Source organism: Staphylococcus sp. 510 (assembly GCF_057219715.1).
Genome location: NZ_JBXVVK010000009.1, coordinates 94,731 through 118,309, shown reverse-complemented (window position 1 = coordinate 118,309; position 23,579 = coordinate 94,731). Strand labels below are relative to the sequence as shown.

25 protein-coding genes and 2 riboswitches are annotated in these 23,579 nt (G+C 31.4%); of the genes, 17 read left to right on the top strand and 8 right to left on the bottom strand.

Translation table 11 applies throughout. The features are described 5' to 3' along the window. Window positions 1-78 precede the first annotated feature (78 nt). Window positions 79-194, top strand: a riboswitch (SAM riboswitch). A gap of 108 nt (window positions 195-302) precedes the next feature. The 3 genes from metK (at window position 303) to AC2D8K_RS08565 (ending at window position 3,518) form a co-directional block, all read left to right on the top strand. After that, the gene (gene metK, locus AC2D8K_RS08575; RefSeq protein WP_484698488.1) at window positions 303-1,502 is read left to right on the top strand and encodes a methionine adenosyltransferase; all 1,200 of its coding nucleotides are present in this window, start codon (window positions 303-305) and stop codon (window positions 1,500-1,502) included. A gap of 119 nt (window positions 1,503-1,621) precedes the next feature. Further along, on the top strand, window positions 1,622-2,530 hold the full coding sequence (locus tag AC2D8K_RS08570) for an NERD domain-containing protein (protein ID WP_002452130.1): 909 nt from the start codon (window positions 1,622-1,624) through the stop codon (window positions 2,528-2,530). 151 nt (window positions 2,531-2,681) lie between these two features. After that, window positions 2,682-3,518: an aldo/keto reductase gene (locus tag AC2D8K_RS08565; RefSeq protein WP_002452131.1), complete on the top strand. Its 837-nt coding sequence runs from the start codon at window positions 2,682-2,684 to the stop codon at window positions 3,516-3,518. Window positions 3,519-3,576: 58 nt separating this feature from the next. Here the strand turns inward: AC2D8K_RS08565 and AC2D8K_RS08560 are convergent, their stop codons facing one another. The 3 genes from AC2D8K_RS08560 to AC2D8K_RS08550 form a co-directional block, all read right to left on the bottom strand. Further along, window positions 3,577-3,933, bottom strand: a complete 357-nt coding sequence (locus tag AC2D8K_RS08560; RefSeq protein WP_232133553.1) for a fluoride efflux transporter FluC — start codon at window positions 3,931-3,933, stop codon at window positions 3,577-3,579. Next, window positions 3,933-4,295 carry a fluoride efflux transporter CrcB gene (gene crcB / locus AC2D8K_RS08555; protein WP_037552583.1) on the bottom strand — a complete coding sequence of 121 codons (363 nt, stop codon included), beginning with the start codon at window positions 4,293-4,295 and terminating at the stop codon, window positions 3,933-3,935. Before crcB ends, AC2D8K_RS08560 begins: the two co-directional genes overlap by 1 nt. A gap of 138 nt (window positions 4,296-4,433) precedes the next feature. Beyond that, window positions 4,434-4,739 carry a hypothetical protein gene (locus AC2D8K_RS08550; RefSeq protein WP_002452134.1) on the bottom strand — a complete coding sequence of 102 codons (306 nt, stop codon included), beginning with the start codon at window positions 4,737-4,739 and terminating at the stop codon, window positions 4,434-4,436. A 255-nt stretch (window positions 4,740-4,994) separates the two neighbouring features. On the opposite strand from AC2D8K_RS08550, the gene AC2D8K_RS08545 reads away from it, so the two are divergent. Continuing rightward, complete coding sequence (locus tag AC2D8K_RS08545) at window positions 4,995-5,708, top strand: transaldolase (RefSeq protein ID WP_002452135.1); 714 nt, start codon at window positions 4,995-4,997, stop codon at window positions 5,706-5,708. Window positions 5,709-5,912: 204 nt separating this feature from the next. Continuing rightward, window positions 5,913-6,368, top strand: coding sequence for a hypothetical protein (locus AC2D8K_RS08540; RefSeq protein ID WP_002452136.1), 456 nt, complete (start codon window positions 5,913-5,915; stop codon window positions 6,366-6,368). On the opposite strand, the gene AC2D8K_RS08535 is transcribed toward AC2D8K_RS08540, so the two are convergent. Together AC2D8K_RS08535 and AC2D8K_RS08530 are read right to left on the bottom strand one after the other, a co-directional pair. Continuing rightward, on the bottom strand, window positions 6,343-6,789 hold the full coding sequence (locus AC2D8K_RS08535; protein ID WP_002452137.1) for a competence protein ComK: 447 nt from the start codon (window positions 6,787-6,789) through the stop codon (window positions 6,343-6,345). The genes AC2D8K_RS08540 and AC2D8K_RS08535 overlap by 26 nt on opposite strands. A 4-nt stretch (window positions 6,790-6,793) precedes the next feature. Continuing rightward, window positions 6,794-7,282: a sigma-70 family RNA polymerase sigma factor gene (locus AC2D8K_RS08530; RefSeq protein ID WP_002452138.1), complete on the bottom strand. Its 489-nt coding sequence runs from the start codon at window positions 7,280-7,282 to the stop codon at window positions 6,794-6,796. Between the two features lie 192 nt (window positions 7,283-7,474). On the opposite strand from AC2D8K_RS08530, the gene AC2D8K_RS08525 reads away from it, so the two are divergent. The 7 genes from AC2D8K_RS08525 (at window position 7,475) to ribH (ending at window position 14,471) form a co-directional block, all read left to right on the top strand. Beyond that, a complete protein-coding gene (locus tag AC2D8K_RS08525) occupies window positions 7,475-7,699 on the top strand; it encodes a hypothetical protein (RefSeq protein ID WP_002452139.1) in 225 nt (74 codons plus the stop codon). Between the two features lie 260 nt (window positions 7,700-7,959). Next, entirely contained in the window at window positions 7,960-8,814 is an 855-nt protein-coding gene (sagB, locus tag AC2D8K_RS08520; protein ID WP_002452140.1) for a peptidoglycan release complex glucosaminidase SagB, read from the top strand. A gap of 317 nt (window positions 8,815-9,131) precedes the next feature. Further along, window positions 9,132-10,628, top strand: a complete 1,497-nt coding sequence (locus AC2D8K_RS08515; protein WP_243590396.1) for an FAD/NAD(P)-binding protein — start codon at window positions 9,132-9,134, stop codon at window positions 10,626-10,628. Between the two features lie 201 nt (window positions 10,629-10,829). Beyond that, window positions 10,830-10,960, top strand: a riboswitch (FMN riboswitch). A 161-nt stretch (window positions 10,961-11,121) separates the two neighbouring features. Then, complete coding sequence (gene ribD / locus AC2D8K_RS08510) at window positions 11,122-12,165, top strand: bifunctional diaminohydroxyphosphoribosylaminopyrimidine deaminase/5-amino-6-(5-phosphoribosylamino)uracil reductase RibD (protein ID WP_002452142.1); 1,044 nt, start codon at window positions 11,122-11,124, stop codon at window positions 12,163-12,165. Window positions 12,166-12,171: 6 nt separating this feature from the next. Next, complete coding sequence (gene ribE / locus AC2D8K_RS08505; protein WP_002452143.1) at window positions 12,172-12,804, top strand: riboflavin synthase; 633 nt, start codon at window positions 12,172-12,174, stop codon at window positions 12,802-12,804. A gap of 14 nt (window positions 12,805-12,818) precedes the next feature. Further along, a complete protein-coding gene (gene ribB, locus AC2D8K_RS08500) occupies window positions 12,819-14,000 on the top strand; it encodes a 3,4-dihydroxy-2-butanone-4-phosphate synthase (RefSeq protein WP_002452144.1) in 1,182 nt (393 codons plus the stop codon). A gap of 12 nt (window positions 14,001-14,012) precedes the next feature. Continuing rightward, entirely contained in the window at window positions 14,013-14,471 is a 459-nt protein-coding gene (ribH, locus tag AC2D8K_RS08495; protein ID WP_002452145.1) for a 6,7-dimethyl-8-ribityllumazine synthase, read from the top strand. Between the two features lie 266 nt (window positions 14,472-14,737). Here ribH and AC2D8K_RS08490 read toward each other — a convergent pair whose 3' ends face one another. After that, on the bottom strand, window positions 14,738-15,739 hold the full coding sequence (locus tag AC2D8K_RS08490) for a proline dehydrogenase family protein (RefSeq protein WP_002452146.1): 1,002 nt from the start codon (window positions 15,737-15,739) through the stop codon (window positions 14,738-14,740). 231 nt (window positions 15,740-15,970) lie between these two features. Here AC2D8K_RS08490 and AC2D8K_RS08485 point away from each other — a divergent pair, with 231 nt between their 5' ends. Next, window positions 15,971-16,798 carry an alpha/beta fold hydrolase gene (locus tag AC2D8K_RS08485; protein WP_002452147.1) on the top strand — a complete coding sequence of 276 codons (828 nt, stop codon included), beginning with the start codon at window positions 15,971-15,973 and terminating at the stop codon, window positions 16,796-16,798. A gap of 402 nt (window positions 16,799-17,200) precedes the next feature. Beyond that, window positions 17,201-17,602: a transcriptional regulator, SarA/Rot family gene (locus AC2D8K_RS08480; protein WP_002452148.1), complete on the top strand. Its 402-nt coding sequence runs from the start codon at window positions 17,201-17,203 to the stop codon at window positions 17,600-17,602. A gap of 52 nt (window positions 17,603-17,654) precedes the next feature. On the opposite strand, the gene mnmM is transcribed toward AC2D8K_RS08480, so the two are convergent. Both mnmM and mnmL read right to left on the bottom strand, forming a co-directional pair. Beyond that, on the bottom strand, window positions 17,655-18,218 hold the full coding sequence (gene mnmM / locus AC2D8K_RS08475; protein WP_002452149.1) for a tRNA 5-(aminomethyl)-2-thiouridylate-methyltransferase MnmM: 564 nt from the start codon (window positions 18,216-18,218) through the stop codon (window positions 17,655-17,657). Continuing rightward, window positions 18,215-19,168: a tRNA modification radical SAM protein MnmL/YtqA gene (gene mnmL / locus AC2D8K_RS08470; RefSeq protein ID WP_002452150.1), complete on the bottom strand. Its 954-nt coding sequence runs from the start codon at window positions 19,166-19,168 to the stop codon at window positions 18,215-18,217. The genes mnmM and mnmL overlap by 4 nt, the downstream gene beginning before the upstream one ends. A gap of 106 nt (window positions 19,169-19,274) precedes the next feature. Between mnmL and AC2D8K_RS08465 the strand changes: the two genes are divergently transcribed. The 3 genes from AC2D8K_RS08465 to AC2D8K_RS08455 all read left to right on the top strand — a co-directional run bounded on the left by AC2D8K_RS08465 (window position 19,275) and on the right by AC2D8K_RS08455 (window position 23,499). Continuing rightward, on the top strand, window positions 19,275-20,465 hold the full coding sequence (locus AC2D8K_RS08465; RefSeq protein WP_049425515.1) for an MDR family MFS transporter: 1,191 nt from the start codon (window positions 19,275-19,277) through the stop codon (window positions 20,463-20,465). Between the two features lie 283 nt (window positions 20,466-20,748). Continuing rightward, a complete protein-coding gene (gene leuS, locus AC2D8K_RS08460; protein ID WP_002452152.1) occupies window positions 20,749-23,163 on the top strand; it encodes a leucine--tRNA ligase in 2,415 nt (804 codons plus the stop codon). Between the two features lie 24 nt (window positions 23,164-23,187). Then, entirely contained in the window at window positions 23,188-23,499 is a 312-nt protein-coding gene (locus tag AC2D8K_RS08455; protein WP_002452153.1) for a rhodanese-like domain-containing protein, read from the top strand. Window positions 23,500-23,579: the final 80 nt, after the last annotated feature.

Genomic DNA, 23,579 nt, shown 5'->3' with positions numbered 1-23,579 from the left:
CGTAAATTATTACTAAAATAACTTAAATCATAAATTGACATTAATTCTCTTATTAGGTAGTATTAATTTTAACGGATTCTCTTATCCTGAGTGGTGGAGGGACATGGACCCAATGAAACCCAGCAACCTCTTTTTACATATAAAAAGAAAGGTGCCAAACCGTTTGCAGACACATAATGTCTGAACGATAAGAGCGAATGGACGTATAAGAGCCTTCACTCTATCTAGGTAGTAGTAGAAGGCTCTTTTATTTAGCTCATATAAAAGAGAATTATCGTAATATATTTTAAAAGGAGCAAAACATGACTAACAATAAACGATTATTTACTTCAGAATCAGTAACTGAAGGACATCCAGATAAAATTGCTGATCAGGTATCTGATGCAATCTTAGACGAAATTCTTAAAGACGACCCTAATGCACGTGTCGCTTGTGAGACAACAGTGACAACCGGAATGGCATTAATTTCAGGTGAAATTTCAACAACGACATATGTTGACATTCCAAAAGTAGTAAGAGAGACAATTAAAGATATTGGTTATACACGTGCCAAATATGGTTATGATTCACAAACAATGGCGGTTTTAACTGCAATTGATGAACAATCACCAGATATCGCTCAAGGTGTTGATACAGCATTAGAATACCGTGATGATATTTCTGAAGAAGAAATTGAAGCAACTGGTGCAGGTGACCAAGGATTAATGTTTGGTTATGCTACAAACGAAACAGATACTTATATGCCGTTACCTATTTTCTTATCTCATCAATTAGCGAAACGTCTATCAGATGTACGTAAAGATGACATTATAGATTATTTACGTCCAGATGGTAAGGTTCAAGTCACTGTAGAATATGATGAAAATGATAAACCTAAACACATTGATACTATTGTTGTATCAACACAACACGCTGAAGATAAATCGTTAGAAGAAATTCAAAACGATATTAAAAAACATGTCATTTATCCAACTGTTCCAGAATCATTAATGGATGATAAGACGAAATTCTATATTAATCCTACAGGACGTTTTGTAATCGGTGGACCACAAGGGGATGCTGGATTAACAGGACGTAAGATTATTGTAGATACGTACGGAGGTTATGCACGCCATGGTGGTGGTTGCTTCAGTGGTAAGGATCCAACTAAAGTAGACCGTTCTGCTGCTTATGCTGCAAGATATGTAGCGAAGAATATTGTTGCTGCAGAATTAGCTGAACAATGTGAAGTACAACTTGCTTATGCTATTGGTGTAGCTGAACCAGTATCTATAGCTATTGATACGTTCGGGACAGGTAAAGTGTCTGAGTCTGAATTAGTAGAAGCAGTTAGAGCAAACTTTGATTTAAGACCAGCTGGTATCATTAAAATGTTAGATTTAAAACAACCTATTTATAAACAAACTGCTGCATACGGTCATTTTGGACGTACTGACATATTATTACCATGGGAAAAATTGGATAAAGTCAACGTTTTAAAAGATACGATTAACAAGGCTTAAACAAAATAGCATGTGAGATGTTTGAAATATAATAAGATAAATTGCGACAAGATGTCGAAAATGTCTTGATTATGTTTTATAATTAATTGTATTGATCATATAAAAGGAGCGTTGATGTGATGAGTTTATCTTCACCTATTGGTATAGGGTTAATTGTTGCAGTAGTTATTGCAATTATCTTTTTTGTACTATTTTTAATTGCATTAAATAGTAAGAAAAAGATTAAGCAACAAACAGAAGAAGAATACCAACAAAAAGAACAAAGTATAAAGGCATCTCATGAAGAAGCTTTGGAAAAAGAACGTATTGAGAATAAAAAGACAGTTACGAAACAAAAAGAAGATTATGAAGCTACAGTAAATAGTAAAGAAAGAGAAATTGATGCATTAAAGCTATTTTCTAAAAACCATAGTGAATATGTAACTGATATGCGATTAATTGGTATTCGTGAGCGTTTAGTCAATGAAAAACGTATTCGTCCTGAAGATATGCATATCATGGCTAATATTTTCTTACCGACAAATGAATTAAATAAGATTGAAAGAATTAGTCATCTCGTTCTTACACGTACTGGATTATATATTATTGATTCTCAATTATTAAAAGGTCATGTATATAATGGTATTAGTGGCGCTCAATTTTCTGAGCTACCAACAATGGAACAAGTATTTAATACGTTGGAATTAGATAAAGGAACGCCTCAAACATTAGTACTTGATCAAAATAGTGACGAAAAATCATTATCATTTATAAACTATTCAGATGAGATTCAACAAATACAGAATGTAGCTGGTGACTTACAAAGTAAATTAAATACTAAGTATACACCAACATCTATTCTTTACTTTAACCCTAAAAATGAAGGGGATGTTACTATTTCTAATTATGCTCAAAATAGTAATGTCAAAGTATTAGTTGGACCTGAACAACTAGATGAATTCTTTAACAAATTTGTATTCCATGGACGTATTCAATATAATGTCGATGATTTACAACAAATCATGGAACAAATCGAATCATTTAATTAAATATCAACGAAGCTAGTAGGGATTTTATCTCTACTAGCTTTTTTAGTTTTGAGCACAGATATTGAAATTTATATGACTTATGTTTAATCTGAGTTTTATCTACTTTCATAGGGTATAGAATATTGAAATTGTATTTAAGGAGTGGGAATGTATGGATAATATTAAATTTTATAATGGTCATACGATGCCGAAAGTTGGTCTAGGTACATTTAGAGTTGAAAATAATGATGATTGTACAAAAGCTGTTAAATACGCAATTGAAAATGGATATAGAAGTATCGATACAGCAAAGGTATATGGTAATGAAGAAAAGGTAGGACAAGGTATTAAAGAAGGGCTTGAATCTGCAGGCTTAAAACGTGAGGATTTATTTATTACCTCAAAATTATGGTTAGAAGATTATGGTAGAGAAAATGTTGAACAAGCCTACGAAAATAGTTTGAAAAGGTTAGATTTAGATTATCTAGATTTGTATTTAATGCATTGGCCGGGTATGAATGAAGCCCTAATGATAGATACATGGCAAGGTATGGAAGATTTATATAAACAAGAGCGTGTTAAAAATATTGGAGTGAGTAACTTTAATGTAGATCATTTTGAAGCGTTACTAGCTCAAGTATCTATTAAGCCTGTAATTAACCAAGTTGAGTTCCATCCATACTTAACTCAAAAAGAGTTGAGACAATATTTAGATGTTCAAAATATTGTGATGGAATCTTGGTCACCATTAATGAACGCGCAAATATTAGATGATGAAGTAGTTAATCAAGTAGCACAAGAAGTTGGGCAAACGCCAGCACAAGTGATTATTAGATGGAACTATCAACATCAAGTAGTCACAATTCCTAAATCAGTAACACCTCACCGTATTGACGAAAATCTAAATATATTAGATTTTGAATTAAATGATGACCAAATGAAAAAATTAGATGACCTAAATCAAAATAAAAGAATTGGGCCAGACCCTTCAGAATTTAATGGGAAATAATATGACAAAACCACGTCCTCAATCGAACAGGGGACGTGGTTTTAATGAATATCATTAGTTATTGAAATAAATGATATGCAAAATAGCAACTTGCAAAGGCACCAACAAATTGCAAGAGCGTATAAATAATAAAAGGTATAGGCTTAAATTGAGGTGATACCATGCCTACAAGTTCATTAGATAAGGTTGAAAATGTTGTTAACCCGCCTAAAATACCTGTGATGAAGAATGGATTCATCCATTTGATGTGAAGTGATAAGCCTGATATGGCACCAATTAACATACATCCAACAATATTAACTATCAAAGTGCCAACAGGTAATCTGGTATTAAAGTGATTGAAGTAATTTGATATCAACGCACGACTCATCGCACCAATACCGCCGCCCAGCATAACTAATACCATTGTCATTATCATATCTGCTCACCTAATTTCTTGCCTAATAAACATAAAAGGATACATAGGATGTAACTAATCAAATCATAAAAGATTAATAACGCCCATTGTTGCTGATTAAACATTTGAACGAGTTCGAATTGAAATGTAGAAAAAGTAGTCAATGCTCCCATGAATCCAGTAGTGACAGCTTTTTTTAATAAAGGATTATTGTTAAATAACTTAATAGTTAAAGCCGACAAAAAACCCATAAAAAAGCCACCTATTAAATTGACACTTAATGTGCCTATAGGTATGTCATGTCCATGATTAAAGAAAGAAAACAGATATCTCATTAATGCACCAAAGGCGCCACCAATAAAAATAAATAAATATTGCATTTTTTTAATCCCTTCAATTTGGTCAGTCACAAAATATATAATTCTATATCTAGAATGATTGGATTTCATATATAAAACTAAATCAACCAATTCTCATGGAAAAGGTTGATTTGTATACGTCCACATTACATAAATACTTTAAAAAAGGAAACCATATGTATGTAATGAAGATAAAATATGAATGATAATCACAATGAAAATAAGAATAGGCAATAACTTACTACCAATTCTTATCCAATCTTGTTTTTCACGCGCGTGTTTGATAGATTTATCTGCAAATATCACAGAAGCAATCAAAATAATGACATTGATCACACTACATGCGATGACCAATTTAACGAATGAACCTAAAACACTATTCAGAAATGGGTTGTTTGTATTAAAGAAAAAGCTTATCGCTAATAGTAGTAATGTAATATAAAAGTAAATTTTAGATTTTGACATGCGCATCCTCCTAGATGGTTATCATTACAATATACTACCATTTTTTAGGATATGAGAATAGTATAAATTAATATAAAAAATATGGTGAAATATGAAATCCTATGATATAGGCAAATAATTCGCTTACATTTCAAAAGCATGTTATAAATTATTTATAAATCATTAATGATGTTAAGTTAAATAATCAAGCTTACATACTTAAATAATGTGACCATTGATGTTTAAGCAATGTTATCGGTTAAGGAGGAATTCGTAATGAGACAATTAAATGTAGAGGTATTTGCTGATGGTGCAGATATCGAAGAAATGAAAGCTGCATACAAAAATAAACAAGTAGATGGATTTACGACTAATCCAAGTTTAATGGCAAAAGCTGGTGTAACAGATTATAAAGCATTTGCTGAAGAAGCAGTGAGAGAAATTCCTGATGCTTCAATTTCATTTGAAGTATTCGCAGATGATTTAGAAACAATGGAAAAAGAAGCTGAAATCTTAAAACAATATGGTGACAATGTATTTGTTAAAATTCCTATTGTTACAACGGATGGTACTTCTACCATTCCATTAATTAAAGCTTTATCAGCTAAACAAGTAAGACTAAATGTTACTGCTGTTTATACGATTGAACAAGTTAAAGAAATTACTGAAGCTGTAACAGAAGGTGTACCAACATATGTATCTGTATTCGCTGGTCGTATCGCCGACACTGGTGTAGATCCATTACCATTAATGAAAGAAGCCGTCGAAATTACACATAGTAAAAAAGGCGTTAAATTATTATGGGCTAGTTGCCGTGAATTATTTAATGTAATTCAAGCTGATGAAATTGGTGCAGATATCATTACATGTCCTGCGGATGTTGTTAAGAAGGTCAATAATAATTTAGGTAGAGATGTAGAAGAACTATCTATTGATACTGTTAAAGGTTTTGCTAAAGATATTCAAAGTTCAGGATTATCTATTTTATAAGCAATCATTAAAGTGATATCGAAGCTGAAGTATAAGATATTGAAGTAGCCAATCGCCCGTACATGTTTTCAAATTTTATTTTAAGATAACAATGTACGATGGATTGGCTTTTCTTATTAATAAATTTAATTTTGAATTGATTGATGGTTCAAAGTCATCTATGATATATAAATAACCAATTAGAGTAGAGGTGCAATTCTAGCTATGGATAAAAATACATTTAGTGCTAGAGTAAAAAAGCAATTATGGTTCTTAAATAAAACAGAAAAAGATCAACTTAATCAAGAATTGAACCAATTGAATGAACATGACACGGATGTTTTAAATAAACCTGTCAAATTTTCAAATCAATTTTTAAGAACACATGTCTTTCAACAAAAAATGATTAGTTCATTCAGTCTTGTATTATTATTGATGGGAATCGTTTTTACATATGTGATATTACTAGGTGGCTTTCTATTTGGATTAATCACAAGTCTCACAGCTGTTAATTATTTTATTAACCCACAAGTAACTCTATCAACAATGACAGTGACTTTAATTATCGTAGGGGCTATTCTATTGATGATCGTTTCTCTGTTCTTAATTAAGAAAGTAACTGCATTTTTTACTAAAAAGCTATTAGAATATAAATTTAATAAGCAGAATACGAATGTGTAATCAAATGGCAAAGAAGTAAGCTTTCTTGCCATTTTTTTAATATAAAAGTATAAGGTTCGTCTACTAATAGAGATTTAGAATTAGAAAACTGTATGAGTGTTGCATCGCTTTGTGATTGTATTCCTATAATATAGTATGCATTCACGTAAATTTGAATGGGAGCTCGATGATGTTTAAGAGGGAATAAGATGAGCGTCTCATTAATGAAAAGCGGTATCTTTTTATTAATTTGAAGTAATCGTTTAGCGAGTTTCTTTTGAAGCGGTAATGATTTTTGATGTAATTCTAATAGAAATATTAATGTATGATTAATTGTAATAGGAAGTGAAATATCATATTGTTGATAATGACATTGCGTAACACTTTTCGGACCTATTCCTGTTTGAATATATAATAATTGAGATGTTGTAATTTGATTCATGTTGTCATTCCTTTTCCAGGTTGTATTGTAAATGCTGCATGATTTTGGATTGAGTTATCTTTTTGATTTTCTTAATGGTTGATATAGAAAGATGCATCATATTTGCGATTTCGTATTGTTTATATCCTAGTAATTTTAAATCTAACCATTGTTTTTCTTGATTATTTAATAGATAATAAATGTCTTGCAAAAGTAATGCATCCTCATCTAAAAACTGTATGGGCTCATTTTTTGAGTGGATAGGTGTATCGATATTGATAGTAGGTATTTTTTTGTTTTCTTTGCGAAATATATCGATAAGGTAATAGTTTAACCTAATAAATAGGTAAGAGGATAGTTTGCTAGATTGTGAGGGTTGATAATGATGAGTTAAGTGCCATAATTGGATTAACAGTAATTGATAAAACTCGTCATAATTATAAGTGATTTGATATCTTTTTAACAAATAATGTATGATTTTGTTGTACTCTTGATAAATTTTATTGAATTCCAAAGTTTTCTCCTATTTATGTACATAAAGTGTTTTTCCGGATAAAATGAATTTAAAATATGTAATAAAAAATTTCATTTGCTTAATTGTAAAAATAGGTGTTAAATAGTAAACATAGAAAATAACTAGGTATTTAATTTTTACATTTACATTGTCTTATTGTTTAAATAGAGCAAAGTTTGATAGGAGGTACGTATGGACTACGCACACTTAAATTTAGAACATTTTTTCGCACGCAATGATGATTTAGATCGAATTAAAGATCGCTCAGATTTTGTGATGATTAATAATTTTACTAATGAAATGAAATATAGAGATGGTGAAATTGAAGGTACAATTGATTTAAATCAATATTTTTATAAAAATAGATCACAAGCTGTTAGTTTCATCATGATGGAATATAAAAAACATAATAAATAAAAGTAATAATTTAGACTTAGAAATGGTATTGACACTATCATATGTAGATTGCATGTTTTTATGCGTGCAACATTTTATTTAGATAGTGTCTATATTGTTGTCTAAATCTTTTTCATCTCAAAAGTTTCATTTTTATTACTTTTTATTTATGAATTTGTAACAAAGTATATATTAAATTGTGAATCAGAATTAATAATGTTAAACTTTATTATCGTAATACAATTCAAAAGTATAACAACATTGACCTAAGAGGTGTGAATATGACGAAGCACAAAAAGGGATCTATTGTTGCAATTTTAGGATTGCTGATTATCTTTGTAGTTGGTGCTATTATCTTTTTCTCAATGGTTTCAGACCAAATTTTCTTTAAACATGTAAAAGAAGAACAGAAAATTGAGAAATTAGATGTAACTTTAGATAAAGCTGCAAAGAAACAAATAGATAACTATACGAGTCAACAAGTATCGAATAAAAACAATGATGCGTGGAGAGATGCATCATCAACTGAAATAAAATCAGCTATGGATAGTAGTCAATTTATCGATAGTGACGTACAAAAATATCAATTTTTAGATTTATCTAAATATCAAGGTATTGATGAAAAAAGAATTAAACGTATGTTAGTTGATCGACCAACTTTACTGAAACATACGGATGACTTTACAAAAGCAGCGAAAGATAAACATGTTAACGAAGTGTATTTAATTTCACATGCGTTATTAGAAACTGGCGCTGCTAAGAGTGAATTATCTAAAGGTGTAGAAATTGATGGTAAGAAATACTACAACTTTTATGGTGTAGGTGCATTAGACAAAGATCCTGTTAAGACAGGTGCTGAATATGCTAAAAAACATGGTTGGGACACACCTCAAAAAGCCATTTATGGTGGTGCTGATTTCATTCATAATCATTTCTTAAAACATGAAGATCAAGATACACTATACAGTATGAGATGGAATCCTAAGAATTCTGGTGAACATCAATATGCAACTGACATTAAATGGGCTGAAAGTAATGCCACTATCATCGCGGATTTTTATAAAGATATGAAAACGGAAGGTAAATACTTCAAATTATATGTTTATAAAGATGATAAAGACCATTTGAAGAAATAATTAATGTTAAAAAATGCCTGCAACGGTAATAACGGTTGCAGGCATTTTTGTATTCATCATTATTATTATTCAGCTTTATTATGACGTGTTATCCATAAAAACATTATAATAGTGAGTGCTATGATTTTCGAAACTAATTTCATTTCATCACCTCAAAGAAAGATTTTATCACAAATTTTAAAGGATTAAATTGTTCAAGATTAGGATATATATGAGTAAATATGAAAATATAATTTTTGATAATGAGCGAACTTAAAAATGACTACACTTATAAAGTTCATCACGGAAATAGATTGTAGAAAGAGGATGATTTAATCATGCGAGTAGCTATAATAGGAATGGGCACAGCAGGTGTGAGTGTTTTACGTCAACTAGTCAAACACGACCATTTTGAAAAATTAAAAGTAGATGTGTATGATGACCGCAATAATATGGGACAGGGTGTTCCATTTCAAAATGATAGTAGTGAATTACTCATTAATATGCCATCTAAAAAGATGAGCTTAAATTTAGATGATGATGAAGAGTTTTGGAAATGGTATCAACATCAACAAGTATTTGATTTCGATAATCCTACTTACTTACCACGTTTTGTATTTGGACATTATATGAAATCATACTTATCCAAATTCGATGAGCAATATGAAAATATTACTATTATCAATCATAAAGTACACGAGATTTTTACAACATCGAAAGTGGATGAAACGAATTTAAAATATTATGTATGTACCTCAGATGATATGAAAGAATGGCGAGAATACGATTACTTATTCTTAACATTTGGTACATTTGCCTATCACGATCCATATCATTTAAAAGGTATAAAAGGGTTTAAACCGACACCTTATCCTACATACAATTCATTAGATGATGTAAATGAAGATGATAGAATTGCCATTCTTGGAACTGGTCTCGCTAGTCTAGATGTCATTCGATATGTGACTGCACATCACCCTAGATTACCTATTTTAATGACAAGTCGATCAGCCAATTTACCAAGTGTAAGAGGTCAAATGGTAGATATAGAATTTACACATTTAACAAAACAAAAATTTAATGATTTACAGGCACAAAATTATGGGAATGTACCTTTAGATGTTGCAGTAGATTTATTTTTAAAAGAATGTAGCGACTACGGTATAGATTTTGAAAAACTTATCAATAGAAGAACTGGTAATCATATTAATGATTTAAAATTTGATTTAGAACATGAAATGGAAATGGGAATATTCCAAAGTATAATTGAATATTTAAAGGAAAATTTAAATTGGATATGGAATAGCTTTAGCTTTGAAGATCAACAACAATTCCAAAAGAAATATACTAAAATAATTCAACTTAATTCTAATCCAATGCCTCCTAGAACTGCGAAATTACTTATTGAATTATTAGAACAAGAGGCATTGATTATCCGTAAAAATTTAAAAAATGTTTATCATGAGGACGGATTATTCCATTTACAATATGAAAATGAGAATGACATTGAAGATTTTAATGTAGTCATTAATGCAACTGGATCTAAAAATCATTTATCTGAGTTAGATGAAGATGACCAATTAATTCTTAATTTAGAAAATAGGCAAATTGTACAATCACATCCTTTAGGCGGTATACAAATTATTCCTGAAACGAACCAAGTTATTAGTCCGAGGTTTGGTACTTTAACTAATGTGATAGCGATTGGACAAATGACAAATGGCGTCAATAAACTTAGAAACGGTGTTAAAATGATTGTTAACCAAGTGGCTAATGCGGTGGATAGATTATATGACACGCAACAAGACTTTGAAAATATCAAAGAAGAAAGCTAAAAGCGTTAAGTAATTATATCTAGGCGTATTTTAAATCTATATTTTATTTAAAAGATAAACAAAATCCGATGATTTAATTTAAAAGTATTACTTTAATTAAGTACAATGTATAGTAATTGTATTTTTGAAAAAGGTGTAGTATGATTTGAATTGTAGTAAATTAGACTACAATACTCAATTAACCTTTAACAATTTCATATAAAATTCTTTCGGGGCAGGGTGGAATTCCCAACCGGCAGTGATATGAGCCTGCGACCTGCTAACATTTGTTAGTGGCTGATCTAGTGAAATTCTAGAGCCGACAGTTAAAGTCTGGATGGGAGAAAGAATGACGTTTATCGACATTAACATATATTTGTATAAGTATGTGTATTAATAAGTATGTTTATATTTTTAGATATAAATATGCTTATTTGAAGATATATGATTCGCCTTATGCCTTGAAATATACAATTTCATTGGTGTAAGGCTTTTTAATTTTAGAGGTGATATTTTGAGTAAATTTATGAATTATGCTATACAACTTGCACAAATGGTTGATGGACAAACAGGTGTTAATCCTCCAGTGGGTTCAGTTGTTGTCAAAGACGGAAGAATAGTTGGTATTGGTGCACACTTACGAAAAGGTGATAAACATGCTGAAGTTCAAGCTTTAGACATGGCACAATCAGAAGCCAATGGTGCTACCATTTATGTATCATTAGAACCATGTACACACCATGGTTCAACACCACCATGTGTAGATAAAATCATTGAAGCTGGTATTCACAAAGTCATCTATGCTGTTAAAGATACTACCCTTATTTCAAAAGGCGATGACATTTTGAAAAATGCAGGCATCGAAGTTGAATTTCAATATAATGCCGTTGCAGCGCAACTTTATCAAGATTTCTTCACTGCAAAAAGAAATGGTATTCCCGAATTAACGGTTAAAGTTTCAGCTAGTTTAGATGGCAAACAAGCTACCGATGATGGCGAGAGTAAGTGGATTACTAATAAAGAAGTAAAAAAAGACGTCTATCAATTACGTCATAGTCACGATGCAGTATTGACTGGACGTAAAACAGTAGAAGCTGACGATCCATTATACACGACAAGGATAGCTGATGGGAAACATCCAATTCGAGTCATACTTAGTAAGAGTGGTAAATTAGACTTTAATCAACAACTATTCCATGATTATGCATCTCCTATTTGGATTTATACAGAAAATAAAAATTTAAAAGTAGACAATAGTAATGTAACTATTATTTATATGGAACAATGCGATATTAAATCTATTTTGAAAGATTTATATCAAAAAGGTATCGGGAAACTGTTAGTCGAAGCAGGTCCCGAAATTACTTCAGAATTTCTCCAATCTGATCACTTAGATCACCTTGTACTTTATTTTGCCCCGAAAATAATAGGTGGTTCTGGTAAGTATCAATTTTTCCAAACTGACCAGATAGTGTCTTTACCAGATACAACTCAATTTGAAATTGTTAATTCCACGTTAATTCAACAAAATATTAAATTAGTTTTGAGAAAGAAGTGATTGCAAATGTTTACAGGCATCATTGAAGAAATAGGAACGGTGCAAGAAGTTCGTAATCAAAATTCAGTTCGAACATTAGTAATTACTGCTGAAAAAATATTAGAAGATATGCATATTGGTGATTCAATTAGTGTAAATGGTGCGTGTTTAACTGTCATTGATTTCGATGACCAAACATTTTCAGTGCAAGTCATTAAAGGCACAGAAAATAAAACCTACCTCTCAGATGTACAACGCCATACGAAAGTTAATTTAGAAAGAGCAATGAGTGGTAACGGCAGGTTTGGCGGTCATTTTGTGTTAGGTCATGTTGATGATTTAGGAACAATATCTAAAATTAATGAATCTGCCAATTCAATGATTATCCAAATAAAAGCATCCAAAACACTACTTAATCAAATGGTTAAGCAAGGATCGATAACGGTAGATGGTACAAGTTTGACGATTTTCGATCTTCATTCGGATGCTTTTGATATTCATTTGATTCCTGAAACAAGACGTTCCACAATCTTATCAAGTAAAAAAGTGGGCGATAACGTACATCTAGAATCAGATGTGTTATTCAAATATGTTGAAAATATCTTAAATCAAAATCAATCAAGTTTAACAGAAGAAAAACTAAAAGCATTTGGTTTTTAGGGGAGGCAATAAACATGAAATTCGACAGTATTGAATTAGCCTTAGATGCTTTAAAACAAGGTGAAAGTATTATTGTAGTTGATGATGAAGATAGAGAAAATGAAGGAGACCTAATAGCAATAACTGAATGGATGAAAGACGATACGATTAATTTCATGGCTAAAAAAGGTCGTGGGTTAATTTGTACACCTATCAGTTCAAGCATTAGTGAACAACTAGATCTCCATCCAATGGAATCAAATAACTCAGATGTGTTTGGCACTAATTTTACTGTAAGTATCGATCATAAGAATACAACAACCGGTATCAGTGCGAACGAGAGAACACTAACTGCTAGAGCACTGATTGATGAACATGCGAAAGCTTCAGATTTTAACCGACCAGGCCATTTATTTCCTTTAATTGCTAAAGATAATGGTGTGTTAGAAAGAAATGGTCATACCGAAGCGGCAATAGATCTTGCTAAATTAACAGGTGCTAAACCAGCAGGTGTGATTTGTGAAATTATGAATGATGATGGGTCTATGGCTAAAGGTGAAGATCTCCAAGCATTCAAAGATAAACATCAATTAGTTATGATTACGATTGAAAGTTTAATAGAATATCGTCAAGTTAACGAATCACATGTAAAACTCAATGCAAAAGTAAAAATGCCAACAGACTTTGGTACATTTGATATGTATGGTTTTACAACTGATTATAGTGAAGAAGAAATCGTCGTTATAACTAAAGGTGATATTAGATCACATGAAAATGTACGAATCCATTCTGCATGCCTTACGGGTGATATTTTCCATAGCCAACGATGTGATTGTGGTGCTCAATTAGAAGCTTCGATGAATTATATAGAACAACACCGTGGAATGATTATCTATTTACCTCAAGAAGGGCGTGGCATAGGACTCATGAATAAATTACGTGCCTATGAATTAATTGAAAAAGGTTATGATACCGTTACAGCAAATTTAGCGTTAGGATTCGATGAAGATTTACGAGATTATAATATCGCTGCACAAATTCTTAAATATTTTGCTATTGAAAAGGTTAACTTATTAAGTAATAATCCGAAGAAATTTGAAGGATTAAAAGAATATGGTATTAATATCCAACAACGTATAGAAGTGATTGTACCTGAAACACAATATAATCATGACTATATGACAACCAAAAAAGAAAAAATGGGACATTTAATTTAGGAGGATAATAAAATGAATTTTGAAGGAAAATTAGTTGGTAAAGATTTAAAAGTTGCTATTGTAGTTAGTAGATTTAATGATTTTATTACTGGACGTTTGTTAGAGGGTGCTAAGGATACTTTTATTCGTCACGATGTTGACGAAAACAATATTGATGTTGCTTATGTACCTGGTGCTTTTGAAATTCCTATGGTAGCTAGAAAGTTAGCTCAAACAGGTAAATATGATGCAGTAGTTACTTTAGGATGTGTCATAAGAGGGGCTACATCTCATTATGATTATGTATGTAATGAAGTTGCAAAAGGCGTATCCAAAGCTAATGAATCTACAGATGTTCCTGTTATCTTCGGTATCTTAACTACGGAAAGTATCGAGCAAGCAGTTGAACGTGCAGGAACTAAAGCAGGTAATAAAGGTTCTGAAGCAGCAGTAAGTGCCATTGAAATGGCTAATTTAATGAAACAATTTTAAATAAAGGAAGTGGGACAGAAATAATAAAGAACCACTAATCATTTATTATGTAGTGGTTCTTACGCATTAGCTACAGCTAATGTGTACTTTAAAATAGGAATACAAGAGTGAAACTCATGCATAAGAAATACTAATTTCTAAAGAAATAGAATGACTTTACAGTCAACTACTGCCTAAATATGAATATAACTTGAAATATATTTATGTTCTAAACTGATAGACTGCCCACAAAATTAATATTTTGTGGGCAGTTTTTGATGCTAAATTTATTTACGTAAGTACTTCGTAGATAACCCTACAAGAGAAACAACACTTATACCAATAGCTGAGAAAATACCGACTTTTTTCAATGTTTCTGGTGTGGCAAATTCTTTTACTGCTAAAGATAAATTTTGTGGGCGTTCTGCTAATCTTCTCATAAAGTATGCAAACCAGTCATCTCCATAAGGAACATATACTGTGAAATGATAGCCCTCATTAGCAATAGATTGCGCTAATTCTGAACGGAAACCATATAGCATTTGGAACTCCATTTGGTCTTTTTCGATATGATTTTCTTTCATGAATTGTTTCACATGGTTAATAATATTATGATCATGCGTTGCAATTGAAGTAAAATTACGTGCATTTAATAGTCTTTTTTCAATTATTTTAATATAATTTGCGTCAATCTCTTCTTTAGTTTGGTACGCAATAGAGGCATCCTCTTTATATGCACCTTTAACGAGTCTTAAACGTAATTCAGGGTATTTATCAATCAGTTTTTCAGCATCATATAGATATGCTTGAATCACTGTTCCCACATTCTTGAATTCTCCCTTTAATCGATCTAACACTTCAATAATTTGTTGTAAGCTATCATACTTTTCGGTATCTATATTGATATGCATATTGCCATATTCATTAGCTTTAAGTAAAATCTCTCTCAAATTTTGATATGCAAGTTCTAAGTCAAACTCACTACCTAATAAACTTAATTTAACTGACATATGCGCATCAACTTGGTATTGGTTTATGGCTTCCATAATTTCTAGTATTTCTTGTTTAGCTTGTTGACTTTCTTGCTCTGTCGTCACAAATTCCCCTAAGTTATCTACGGTAACTGAAATTTTGTTTTCGTTTAAATATTCAATTGTTTCTATCAATTGTGGAATTGTGTTACCGGCTACTACTTTGTTGGCTCCAAGTCTTGGACCCACTTGTTTTGCAGCATTATTTAAATAACTATTATTAGACAAAGCTATAAATACATTTTTGAAAACTCCCATCGTACATACCTCCATAACCAAATATCATTGGTACTTTTAAAATAGTGTATCATGAAACATATTTTCAAGAAAGCGTTTACATAAAGAATTTAATAATGTTTTTAGTAAAATTACACGATTGAAGATAGGAAAATACTAAGCGTTTAAGTTAATAGATTAAAATGGCAATTAATTGTATTGTTTTGCTATAATTATGCTATTGAAGATTATTGAAAAAGGGGCAATTTAAGAATGTGGAAGTGGGAAACTGAAAATGACGCAAAAGGCGTTGTTGTCATTGCTCATAATATATTAGAACATACTGGTCGTTATGCATATGTTATTACGATGTTAAGAAGAAATGGTTATCATGTCATTATGGGTGATTTACCTGGACAGGGCCAAACTTCTAGAGCTAATAAAGGTCAAATTGAAGATTTTAATGAATATCATGAGAATATATTAGAATGGATTAAAATTGCTAACGAGTATAAGATTCCAACGTTTGTACTAGGTGTAGGTTTAGGTGGTTTAATTTTAATTAACTTATTAGAGCGAGTAGAATTACCTGTAGAAGGTTTAATGCTTATTTCACCACTATTAGAATTTAAACAATCTGGTAAAGATAGAAAGAATAAATTACTTTCTAATGTTGGTAAAGTATCTAAAGATGCTCGCTTTAAAATTGGTATCACTGCTCAAGACCTAACACGTAATGAAGAAGTAATTGAAGATACAGTAAATGATGGATTAATGTTGAAGAAAGTGACATATCATTGGTATAACCTTATTAATGAAATGATGAAAGAGACAATGGAGCATATCAAGGATATTAAGCCGTTACCAACTTTAATTATGACAGGTAGTGAAGATATCATTTCAGAAATCAATGCGACTGAAACGTTTAAAGATAAATTAGTAACGAATGAGTTATATTATAAAGTATGGAATGGTTTATATCATGAGATACATAACGAACCAGAGCGAGATCAAGTGATGCGTTATGTATTAACGTTTCTTAATAATAGCGTGAATACTATGGGATTTATTGTTGAAGAAGATGAAATAGAAGATATTTGATTTGAACCAGGTTGTTTAAACAGCCTGGTTTTCTTGTGAAAATGTAGTATAAAACGATAAAACTTTTTTATAAGGTTAGTGGAGATAAATACGTAAAAACTTTTTTAATTTATAGTTGCAATTTTAATGTAATATTGATATATTTTGTTTGGATTAAAAATATAATTTTAATATGTAATAAGGCTTTGTGTATTGAGATTGAACCATTTTGTAAAATTATATTTTTATATGTCACATTTATAGTAAAATACACAAGTCTTAACTAAGCATTTCATTTATCAAATGTTCTGTTAATATGGACAAGCAATATTGACAATTTTTCAATTAACCGATGGTAGAAATTTGGGAGTCGGTTATTTTAGAAAATGATAAATTTAACTTGTTATTTGGGAGATGTTAACTATGAATCAAAATGAAAATGAAAGAGTTTATGGTATTTTACAGTTAGACAAGTTGTTAGCCGATGTTAATTCTATTTTTGAAACAATCCAAAAAGAATATGATATGTCTAAAGAAGAAATTTTAATTTTATTAAACCTATGGGAAAAAGGTTCAATGACTTTAAAAGAGATGGACGAGTTTGTTGAAATTAAGCCGTATAAACGAACAAGAACTTACAATAATTTAGTTAATTTAGAGTGGATATACAAAGAGCGTCCGCAAGATGATGAACGTACGGTAATTATTCATTTTAATGAAAAATTAGCAAAACAAAAAGCTGGTTTACTAGATTTTATTGGTGAAACAATTACATCTAAATCAGAACCTATGCAGACAAGCTTAAAATCAATTTTAGCTGTTTAATATCAAAAAAGAAGGGGCCTTAATTGGTCCCTTCTTTTTGGTATTAATAAATCTAATCTCTTTTTTCGATAGCACAAATGAATGGTGCATTATTTTTTTGATTAATAAACTGATATTGTAGTACATGTGCCTGATTTTGATCTAATTGCGTTAAATAATCCATTAATGCATCTCGTTCAATTTTACCTTCGTCATGACCATGATAAATTACTAATATAATGATACCTTCTTCATTCAATATATCAAAAATATTTTGGATTGCGCTAATGGTAGTTTGAGGTGTAGTCACGATAGATTTATCGCCTTTAGGTAAATAACCGAGATTAAATATAGCAGCATCAACTTTGCCAATATGATCCTCACTAATATATTGTTTTACATTTTCATGACCATCTTTAATCAGTTTTACATTTGAATAGGTAGATACTTTCATTTTAGTATTGTCGATAGCCAATTGTTGAATATCAAAACCATATACAAAACCATTAGGTACATGTTGTGCTAAGTATAAAGTATCGTTTCCATTACCACATGTGGCGTCGATTACGATACTAGAAACAGTAATATGACTTTGAATTAAACTCTTTGAAAAGGGGAGTATACGTTCAAGTTTCATGATTTCACCTTATGCTCAAACTTTTTACCTTGATATGAATCACGACGTGCTAATTCGTTATCTATCTCATTTAGTACTTCCCATTTATTAACACTCCACATAGGACCAACCATCAAATCAATTGGACCGTCGCCTGTAATACGATGAATTATCATTTCAGGTGGAAGAATTTCAAGTTGATCACATACGAGATTAGTATAATCCTCTTGTGACATGAACTCTAACATGCCTTTTTCATATTGTTTCACCATTGGCGTACCCTTCAATAGATGTAATAAATGAATTTTAATACCTTGGACATCCATTTGTGCAACTTCGCGTGCAGTTTCCATCATCATATTATAATCTTCACCTGGTAATCCATTAATGATATGTGTGCAAACGTTAATATTATGTTTACGTAATTTAGCGACACCTTCATAATATGTTTGCATATCATGTGCACGATTAATTAAATCCGAAGTAGTTTGATGCACAGTTTGTAATCCGAGTTCTACCCATAGATATGTTCTTTGATTTAATTCTGCTAAATATTCAACGACATCGTCAGGTAAGCAATCAGGACGTGTAGCTATTGATAAACCTACAACACCCTCTTCTTTCAAGACGGGTTCATATTTTTCTTTTAGTACTTCTACAGGTGCATGTGTATTTGTAAAGGCTTGAAAGTAAGCAATATATTGACCTTCACTCCATTTTTCATGCATTCTTTCTTTAATCTGTTGGAACTGTACTTCAATAGGATCAGCACGATTCCCTGCAAAATCACCACTGCCAGCAGCTGAACAGAACGTACAACCACCATGAGCTACAGTACCATCTCTATTTGGACAGTCGAAACCACCATCTAAAGCAACTTTAAATATTTTACGACCGAATTTATTTTTTAAATGATAATTCCAAGTGTGATATCTTTTATCTTCAAAAGCATACGGGAAGAAATTACCCATAAGACATTTTCCTTTCTGTTTTGTATCTAAATAAAGATTTTAACATACTTTAATGTTATAGTGTCTATTATAGATTGAGAAAAATATAAAGAGGAGACCTCAAGAAATGAATATACCAAAATCAGTGTGGTGGCTTGTAATAGGTATGGCTTTAAATATTACGGGCGCCAGCTTTTTGTGGCCATTAAATACGATTTACATGAAAGAAGAACTTAATAAGAGTTTAACAATTGCTGGTATTGTTTTATTAATTAATTCTTTAGGTATGGTTGTAGGCAATTTACTTGGCGGTGTATTATTCGATAAACTTGGTGGTTATAAAACCATACTTATCGGAACATTTACTTGTTTAATTAGTACCACATTATTAAATATATTTCACGGTTGGCCTTGGTATGCTGTTTGGCTTGTATTACTAGGATTTGGTGGGGGTATGATCATCCCCGCTATTTATGCAATGGCTGGAGCAGTATGGCCGAATGGAGGAAGACAAACGTTTAATGCTATCTATTTAGCACAAAATATTGGCGTTGCATTAGGTGCGGCATTAGGTGGGTTTGTTGCAGAATTAAGTTTTAATTATATATTTATAGCTAATCTAGTTATGTATGTACTTTTCGCCATAGTAGCTATCTCACAATTTAATTTAGAAATTAATGCTAAAGTTAAAAGACAAGATAATATCGATTTAAATAATCAAGAGAATATCAGTAGATTTATCTCTTTATTATTAGTTTGTGTCGTATTCGCTATTTGTTGGATTGGCTATATACAGTGGGAAACAACAATTGCTTCATTTACACAATCTATTCATATATCAATGTCTCAATACAGTGTATTATGGACCATTAATGGTATTATGATTTTAGTAGCGCAACCTTTAATCAGACCTGTTATTATACTTTTAAAAGGTGACTTGAAAAAGCAAATATTTGTAGGAATTTTAATATTTATGAGCTCGTTTTTAGTAACTAGTTTTGCACATCAATTTTCAATGTTTGTTATCGGTATGGTGATATTAACATTTGGTGAAATGTTTGTTTGGCCAGCAGTACCTACCATAGCAAATCAGTTAGCGCCTAAAGGAAAAGTTGGGCAATATCAAGGTATTGTTAATTCAGCATCAACTGTTGGGAAAGCTTTAGGCCCATTGTTTGGAGGTTTACTTGTAGATTTATTTAATATGCGAATGATGTTTTTAACCATGATTATATTATTAGGCGTAGCTATTATCATTTTAAGCCTTTTTGCGAAAAGTAAGGCGGCTAAAAAATATTTAAACCATCAAACAAATTAGAATAATGAAAAATTGTTATTAACCTCTTGCAATCATACGCATAATCAAATACTATTAATTTGTAATAACGTGTTATTAGACGCTTTTCTACAGAGAACTAGTATGGTGAGAACTAGTGTTAAGGACTATAAATAACATTATCAAACATATAACGAATTTAATGATGACATCTCTTACTATTGAATGAAGTGCGCAGAAAATGCGAAAAAGGGTGGTAACGCGGCTATGGTCGTCCCTTAATCACTAGTGAGGGGTGTCTTTTTATTGAATAGGAGGAAACGTATTGAATTACAATCATAACGAAATCGAGAAAAAGTGGCAAAAGTATTGGGAAGACAACAAAACATTTAAGACACAAGATAATTTAGGTCAAAAGAAATTTTACGCATTAGATATGTTTCCATATCCTTCAGGTGCGGGTCTACATGTAGGTCATCCAGAAGGTTATACTGCGACAGATATCATTTCACGATATAAACGTATGCAAGGTTACAATGTGCTACATCCAATGGGATGGGATGCATTTGGTTTACCTGCAGAGCAATATGCTTTAGATACTGGGAACGATCCTCGTGAATTTACTCAAAAAAATATTCAAACATTCAAACGTCAAATTCAAGAATTAGGGTTTAGTTATGATTGGGATAGAGAAGTAAATACAACAGATCCTAACTATTATAAATGGACACAATGGATTTTTATTCAACTCTATAATAAAGGATTAGCATATGTAGATGAAGTAGCAGTCAACTGGTGCCCAGCATTAGGTACAGTATTATCAAATGAAGAAGTTGTTGACGGCGTTTCAGAACGTGGTGGTCATCCAGTATATAGAAAGCCAATGAAACAATGGGTACTTAAAATTACTGAATATGCAGATCGTTTACTCGAAGATTTAGAGGAATTAGATTGGCCTGAATCTATTAAAGATATGCAACGTAATTGGATTGGTCGATCAGAAGGGGCTAGAGTTTCTTTTAATATCAAAGATTATGATGAAAAAGTAGAAGTCTTCACAACAAGACCTGATACGATTTTTGGTACATCATTCTTAGTATTAAGCCCAGAACATGCATTGGTAAATCAAATTACAAGTGATGAAAAATTAGAAGAAGTAAAAGCTTATCAAACTGAAGCATCAAAAAAATCTGACTTGGAACGAACAGATTTAGCTAAAGGTAAGACAGGTGTCTTCACAGGTGCTTATGCAATCAATCCTGTTTCAGGTGAGCAACTTCCAATATGGATTGCTGATTATGTGCTTTCAACTTATGGTACTGGAGCAGTTATGGCAGTACCAGGACACGATGAACGTGATCATGAGTTTGCAGAAAAGTTTGATCTTCCTATAATTGAAGTCATTGAAGGTGGAGACGTACAAAAAGAAGCATATACTGGTAACGGTCCACATGTGAATTCAGGCGAATTAAATGGTTTATATAATGAAGAAGCCATTACAAAAGCGATTGAGTTATTAGAAGCGAATCAAGCTGGTGAGAAAAAAGTTAATTATAAATTACGTGATTGGTTGTTCAGTAGACAACGTTATTGGGGAGAACCAATTCCAATTATTCATTGGGAAGATGGATCAATGTCAACTGTACCTGAGTCAGAATTACCTTTACTACTACCTGAAACAGATGAAATTAAACCATCAGGTACTGGTGAGTCACCACTTGCTAACATTGATGATTTTGTTAATGTCACAGATGAGAAGACTGGTATGAAAGGTCGTCGTGAAACAAATACGATGCCGCAATGGGCAGGTAGTTGTTGGTATTACCTAAGATACATCGATCCTGATAACGATAAAATGATTGCAGATCCAGAAAAATTAAAACATTGGTTACCAGTAGATTTATATATTGGCGGTGTCGAACATGCTGTACTTCACTTATTGTATGCACGTTTCTGGCATAAAGTGCTTTATGATTTAGGTGTAGTCCCAACTAAAGAACCTTTCCAAAAATTATACAATCAAGGTATGATTTTAGGTGAAGGAAATGAAAAAATGAGTAAATCTAAAGGAAATGTAATCAATCCAGATGACATTGTTAATTCACATGGCGCTGATACACTTCGTTTATACGAAATGTTTATGGGACCTTTAGATGCTGCCATTGCATGGAGTGATAAAGGTCTTGATGGCTCACGTCGTTTCTTAGATCGAGTATGGCGATTAATTGTAAAAGAAGATGGCTCATTATCAGATAAGATAGTAGATTCTAATAATAAATCATTAGATAAAACTTATAACCAAACTGTTAAAAAGGTAACTGAAGATTTTGATACACTAGGCTTCAATACAGCGATTAGTCAATTGATGGTCTTTATCAATGATTGCTATAAAGCGGATGAAATATATAAACCATATATTGAAGGCTTTGTAACAATGTTAGCACCAATTGCCCCTCATATTGGCGAAGAATTATGGGAAAGATTAGGTCATTCAGATACCATTACGTACCAACCATGGCCAACTTATAATGAATCATTATTAGTTGATGATGAAGTTGAAATCGTTGTTCAAGTTAATGGTAAATTAAGAGCTAAGATTGAAATACCAAAAGATTTATCTAAAGAGGAAATGCAAGATTTAGCATTAGCAAATGAAAATGTTAAAATGAGTATTGAAGGTAAAGAGATTAAAAAAGTAATTGCTGTACCGCAAAAACTTGTTAATATCGTTGCTAAATAAATCATTTTAAAGGAGTTTTAAAAAATGGAATCAATTACAATAGATCAATTAAAAGAGAAAATATTGGACTCAAATCCAATTAATATTGTAGACGTACGAAATAATGATGAAACAGCTATGGGTATCATTCCCGGTGCGAAAACAATTCCAATGAATGAAATTCCTGACCATTTAAATGAATTTGATTCAAATCAAACTTATTATATTATTTGTGCTGCAGGTGCTAGAAGTGCTAGAGTCGTTCAATATTTAGAGGACTCAAATATTCATGCTGTTAATGTAGAAGGCGGCATGAATGAGTGGGGTACAGAAGGTTTAGAAATTAATAATATTTAAAATGAACTTATCAATTGAGCTAGATTAAATGCTATGTAGTAATAGCACTTTAATCTAGCTTTTTTATGTATAAAGATATT

Excerpts from the sequence above, each read along its gene's own strand:
- AC2D8K_RS08565 (WP_002452131.1), top strand. The coding sequence starts at position 2,682 with ATGGATAATATTAAATTTTATAATGGTCATACGATGCCGAAAGTTGGT.
- AC2D8K_RS08570 (WP_002452130.1), top strand. The coding sequence starts at position 1,622 with ATGAGTTTATCTTCACCTATTGGTATAGGGTTAATTGTTGCAGTAGTT.
- AC2D8K_RS08535 (WP_002452137.1), bottom strand. The coding sequence starts at position 6,789 with ATGAATCAAATTACAACATCTCAATTATTATATATTCAAACAGGAATA.
- AC2D8K_RS08545 (WP_002452135.1), top strand. The coding sequence starts at position 4,995 with ATGAGACAATTAAATGTAGAGGTATTTGCTGATGGTGCAGATATCGAA.
- ribB (WP_002452144.1), top strand. The coding sequence starts at position 12,819 with ATGAAATTCGACAGTATTGAATTAGCCTTAGATGCTTTAAAACAAGGT.
- ribH (WP_002452145.1), top strand. The coding sequence starts at position 14,013 with ATGAATTTTGAAGGAAAATTAGTTGGTAAAGATTTAAAAGTTGCTATT.
- AC2D8K_RS08455 (WP_002452153.1), top strand. The coding sequence starts at position 23,188 with ATGGAATCAATTACAATAGATCAATTAAAAGAGAAAATATTGGACTCA.
- AC2D8K_RS08485 (WP_002452147.1), top strand. The coding sequence starts at position 15,971 with ATGTGGAAGTGGGAAACTGAAAATGACGCAAAAGGCGTTGTTGTCATT.
- mnmL (WP_002452150.1), bottom strand. The coding sequence starts at position 19,168 with ATGGGTAATTTCTTCCCGTATGCTTTTGAAGATAAAAGATATCACACT.
- mnmM (WP_002452149.1), bottom strand. The coding sequence starts at position 18,218 with ATGAAACTTGAACGTATACTCCCCTTTTCAAAGAGTTTAATTCAAAGT.
- crcB (WP_037552583.1), bottom strand. The coding sequence starts at position 4,295 with ATGCAATATTTATTTATTTTTATTGGTGGCGCCTTTGGTGCATTAATG.
- AC2D8K_RS08540 (WP_002452136.1), top strand. The coding sequence starts at position 5,913 with ATGGATAAAAATACATTTAGTGCTAGAGTAAAAAAGCAATTATGGTTC.
- AC2D8K_RS08525 (WP_002452139.1), top strand. The coding sequence starts at position 7,475 with ATGGACTACGCACACTTAAATTTAGAACATTTTTTCGCACGCAATGAT.
- ribE (WP_002452143.1), top strand. The coding sequence starts at position 12,172 with ATGTTTACAGGCATCATTGAAGAAATAGGAACGGTGCAAGAAGTTCGT.
- AC2D8K_RS08550 (WP_002452134.1), bottom strand. The coding sequence starts at position 4,739 with ATGTCAAAATCTAAAATTTACTTTTATATTACATTACTACTATTAGCG.
- AC2D8K_RS08490 (WP_002452146.1), bottom strand. The coding sequence starts at position 15,739 with ATGGGAGTTTTCAAAAATGTATTTATAGCTTTGTCTAATAATAGTTAT.
- sagB (WP_002452140.1), top strand. The coding sequence starts at position 7,960 with ATGACGAAGCACAAAAAGGGATCTATTGTTGCAATTTTAGGATTGCTG.
- AC2D8K_RS08465 (WP_049425515.1), top strand. The coding sequence starts at position 19,275 with ATGAATATACCAAAATCAGTGTGGTGGCTTGTAATAGGTATGGCTTTA.
- AC2D8K_RS08480 (WP_002452148.1), top strand. The coding sequence starts at position 17,201 with ATGAATCAAAATGAAAATGAAAGAGTTTATGGTATTTTACAGTTAGAC.
- metK (WP_484698488.1), top strand. The coding sequence starts at position 303 with ATGACTAACAATAAACGATTATTTACTTCAGAATCAGTAACTGAAGGA.
- AC2D8K_RS08515 (WP_243590396.1), top strand. The coding sequence starts at position 9,132 with ATGCGAGTAGCTATAATAGGAATGGGCACAGCAGGTGTGAGTGTTTTA.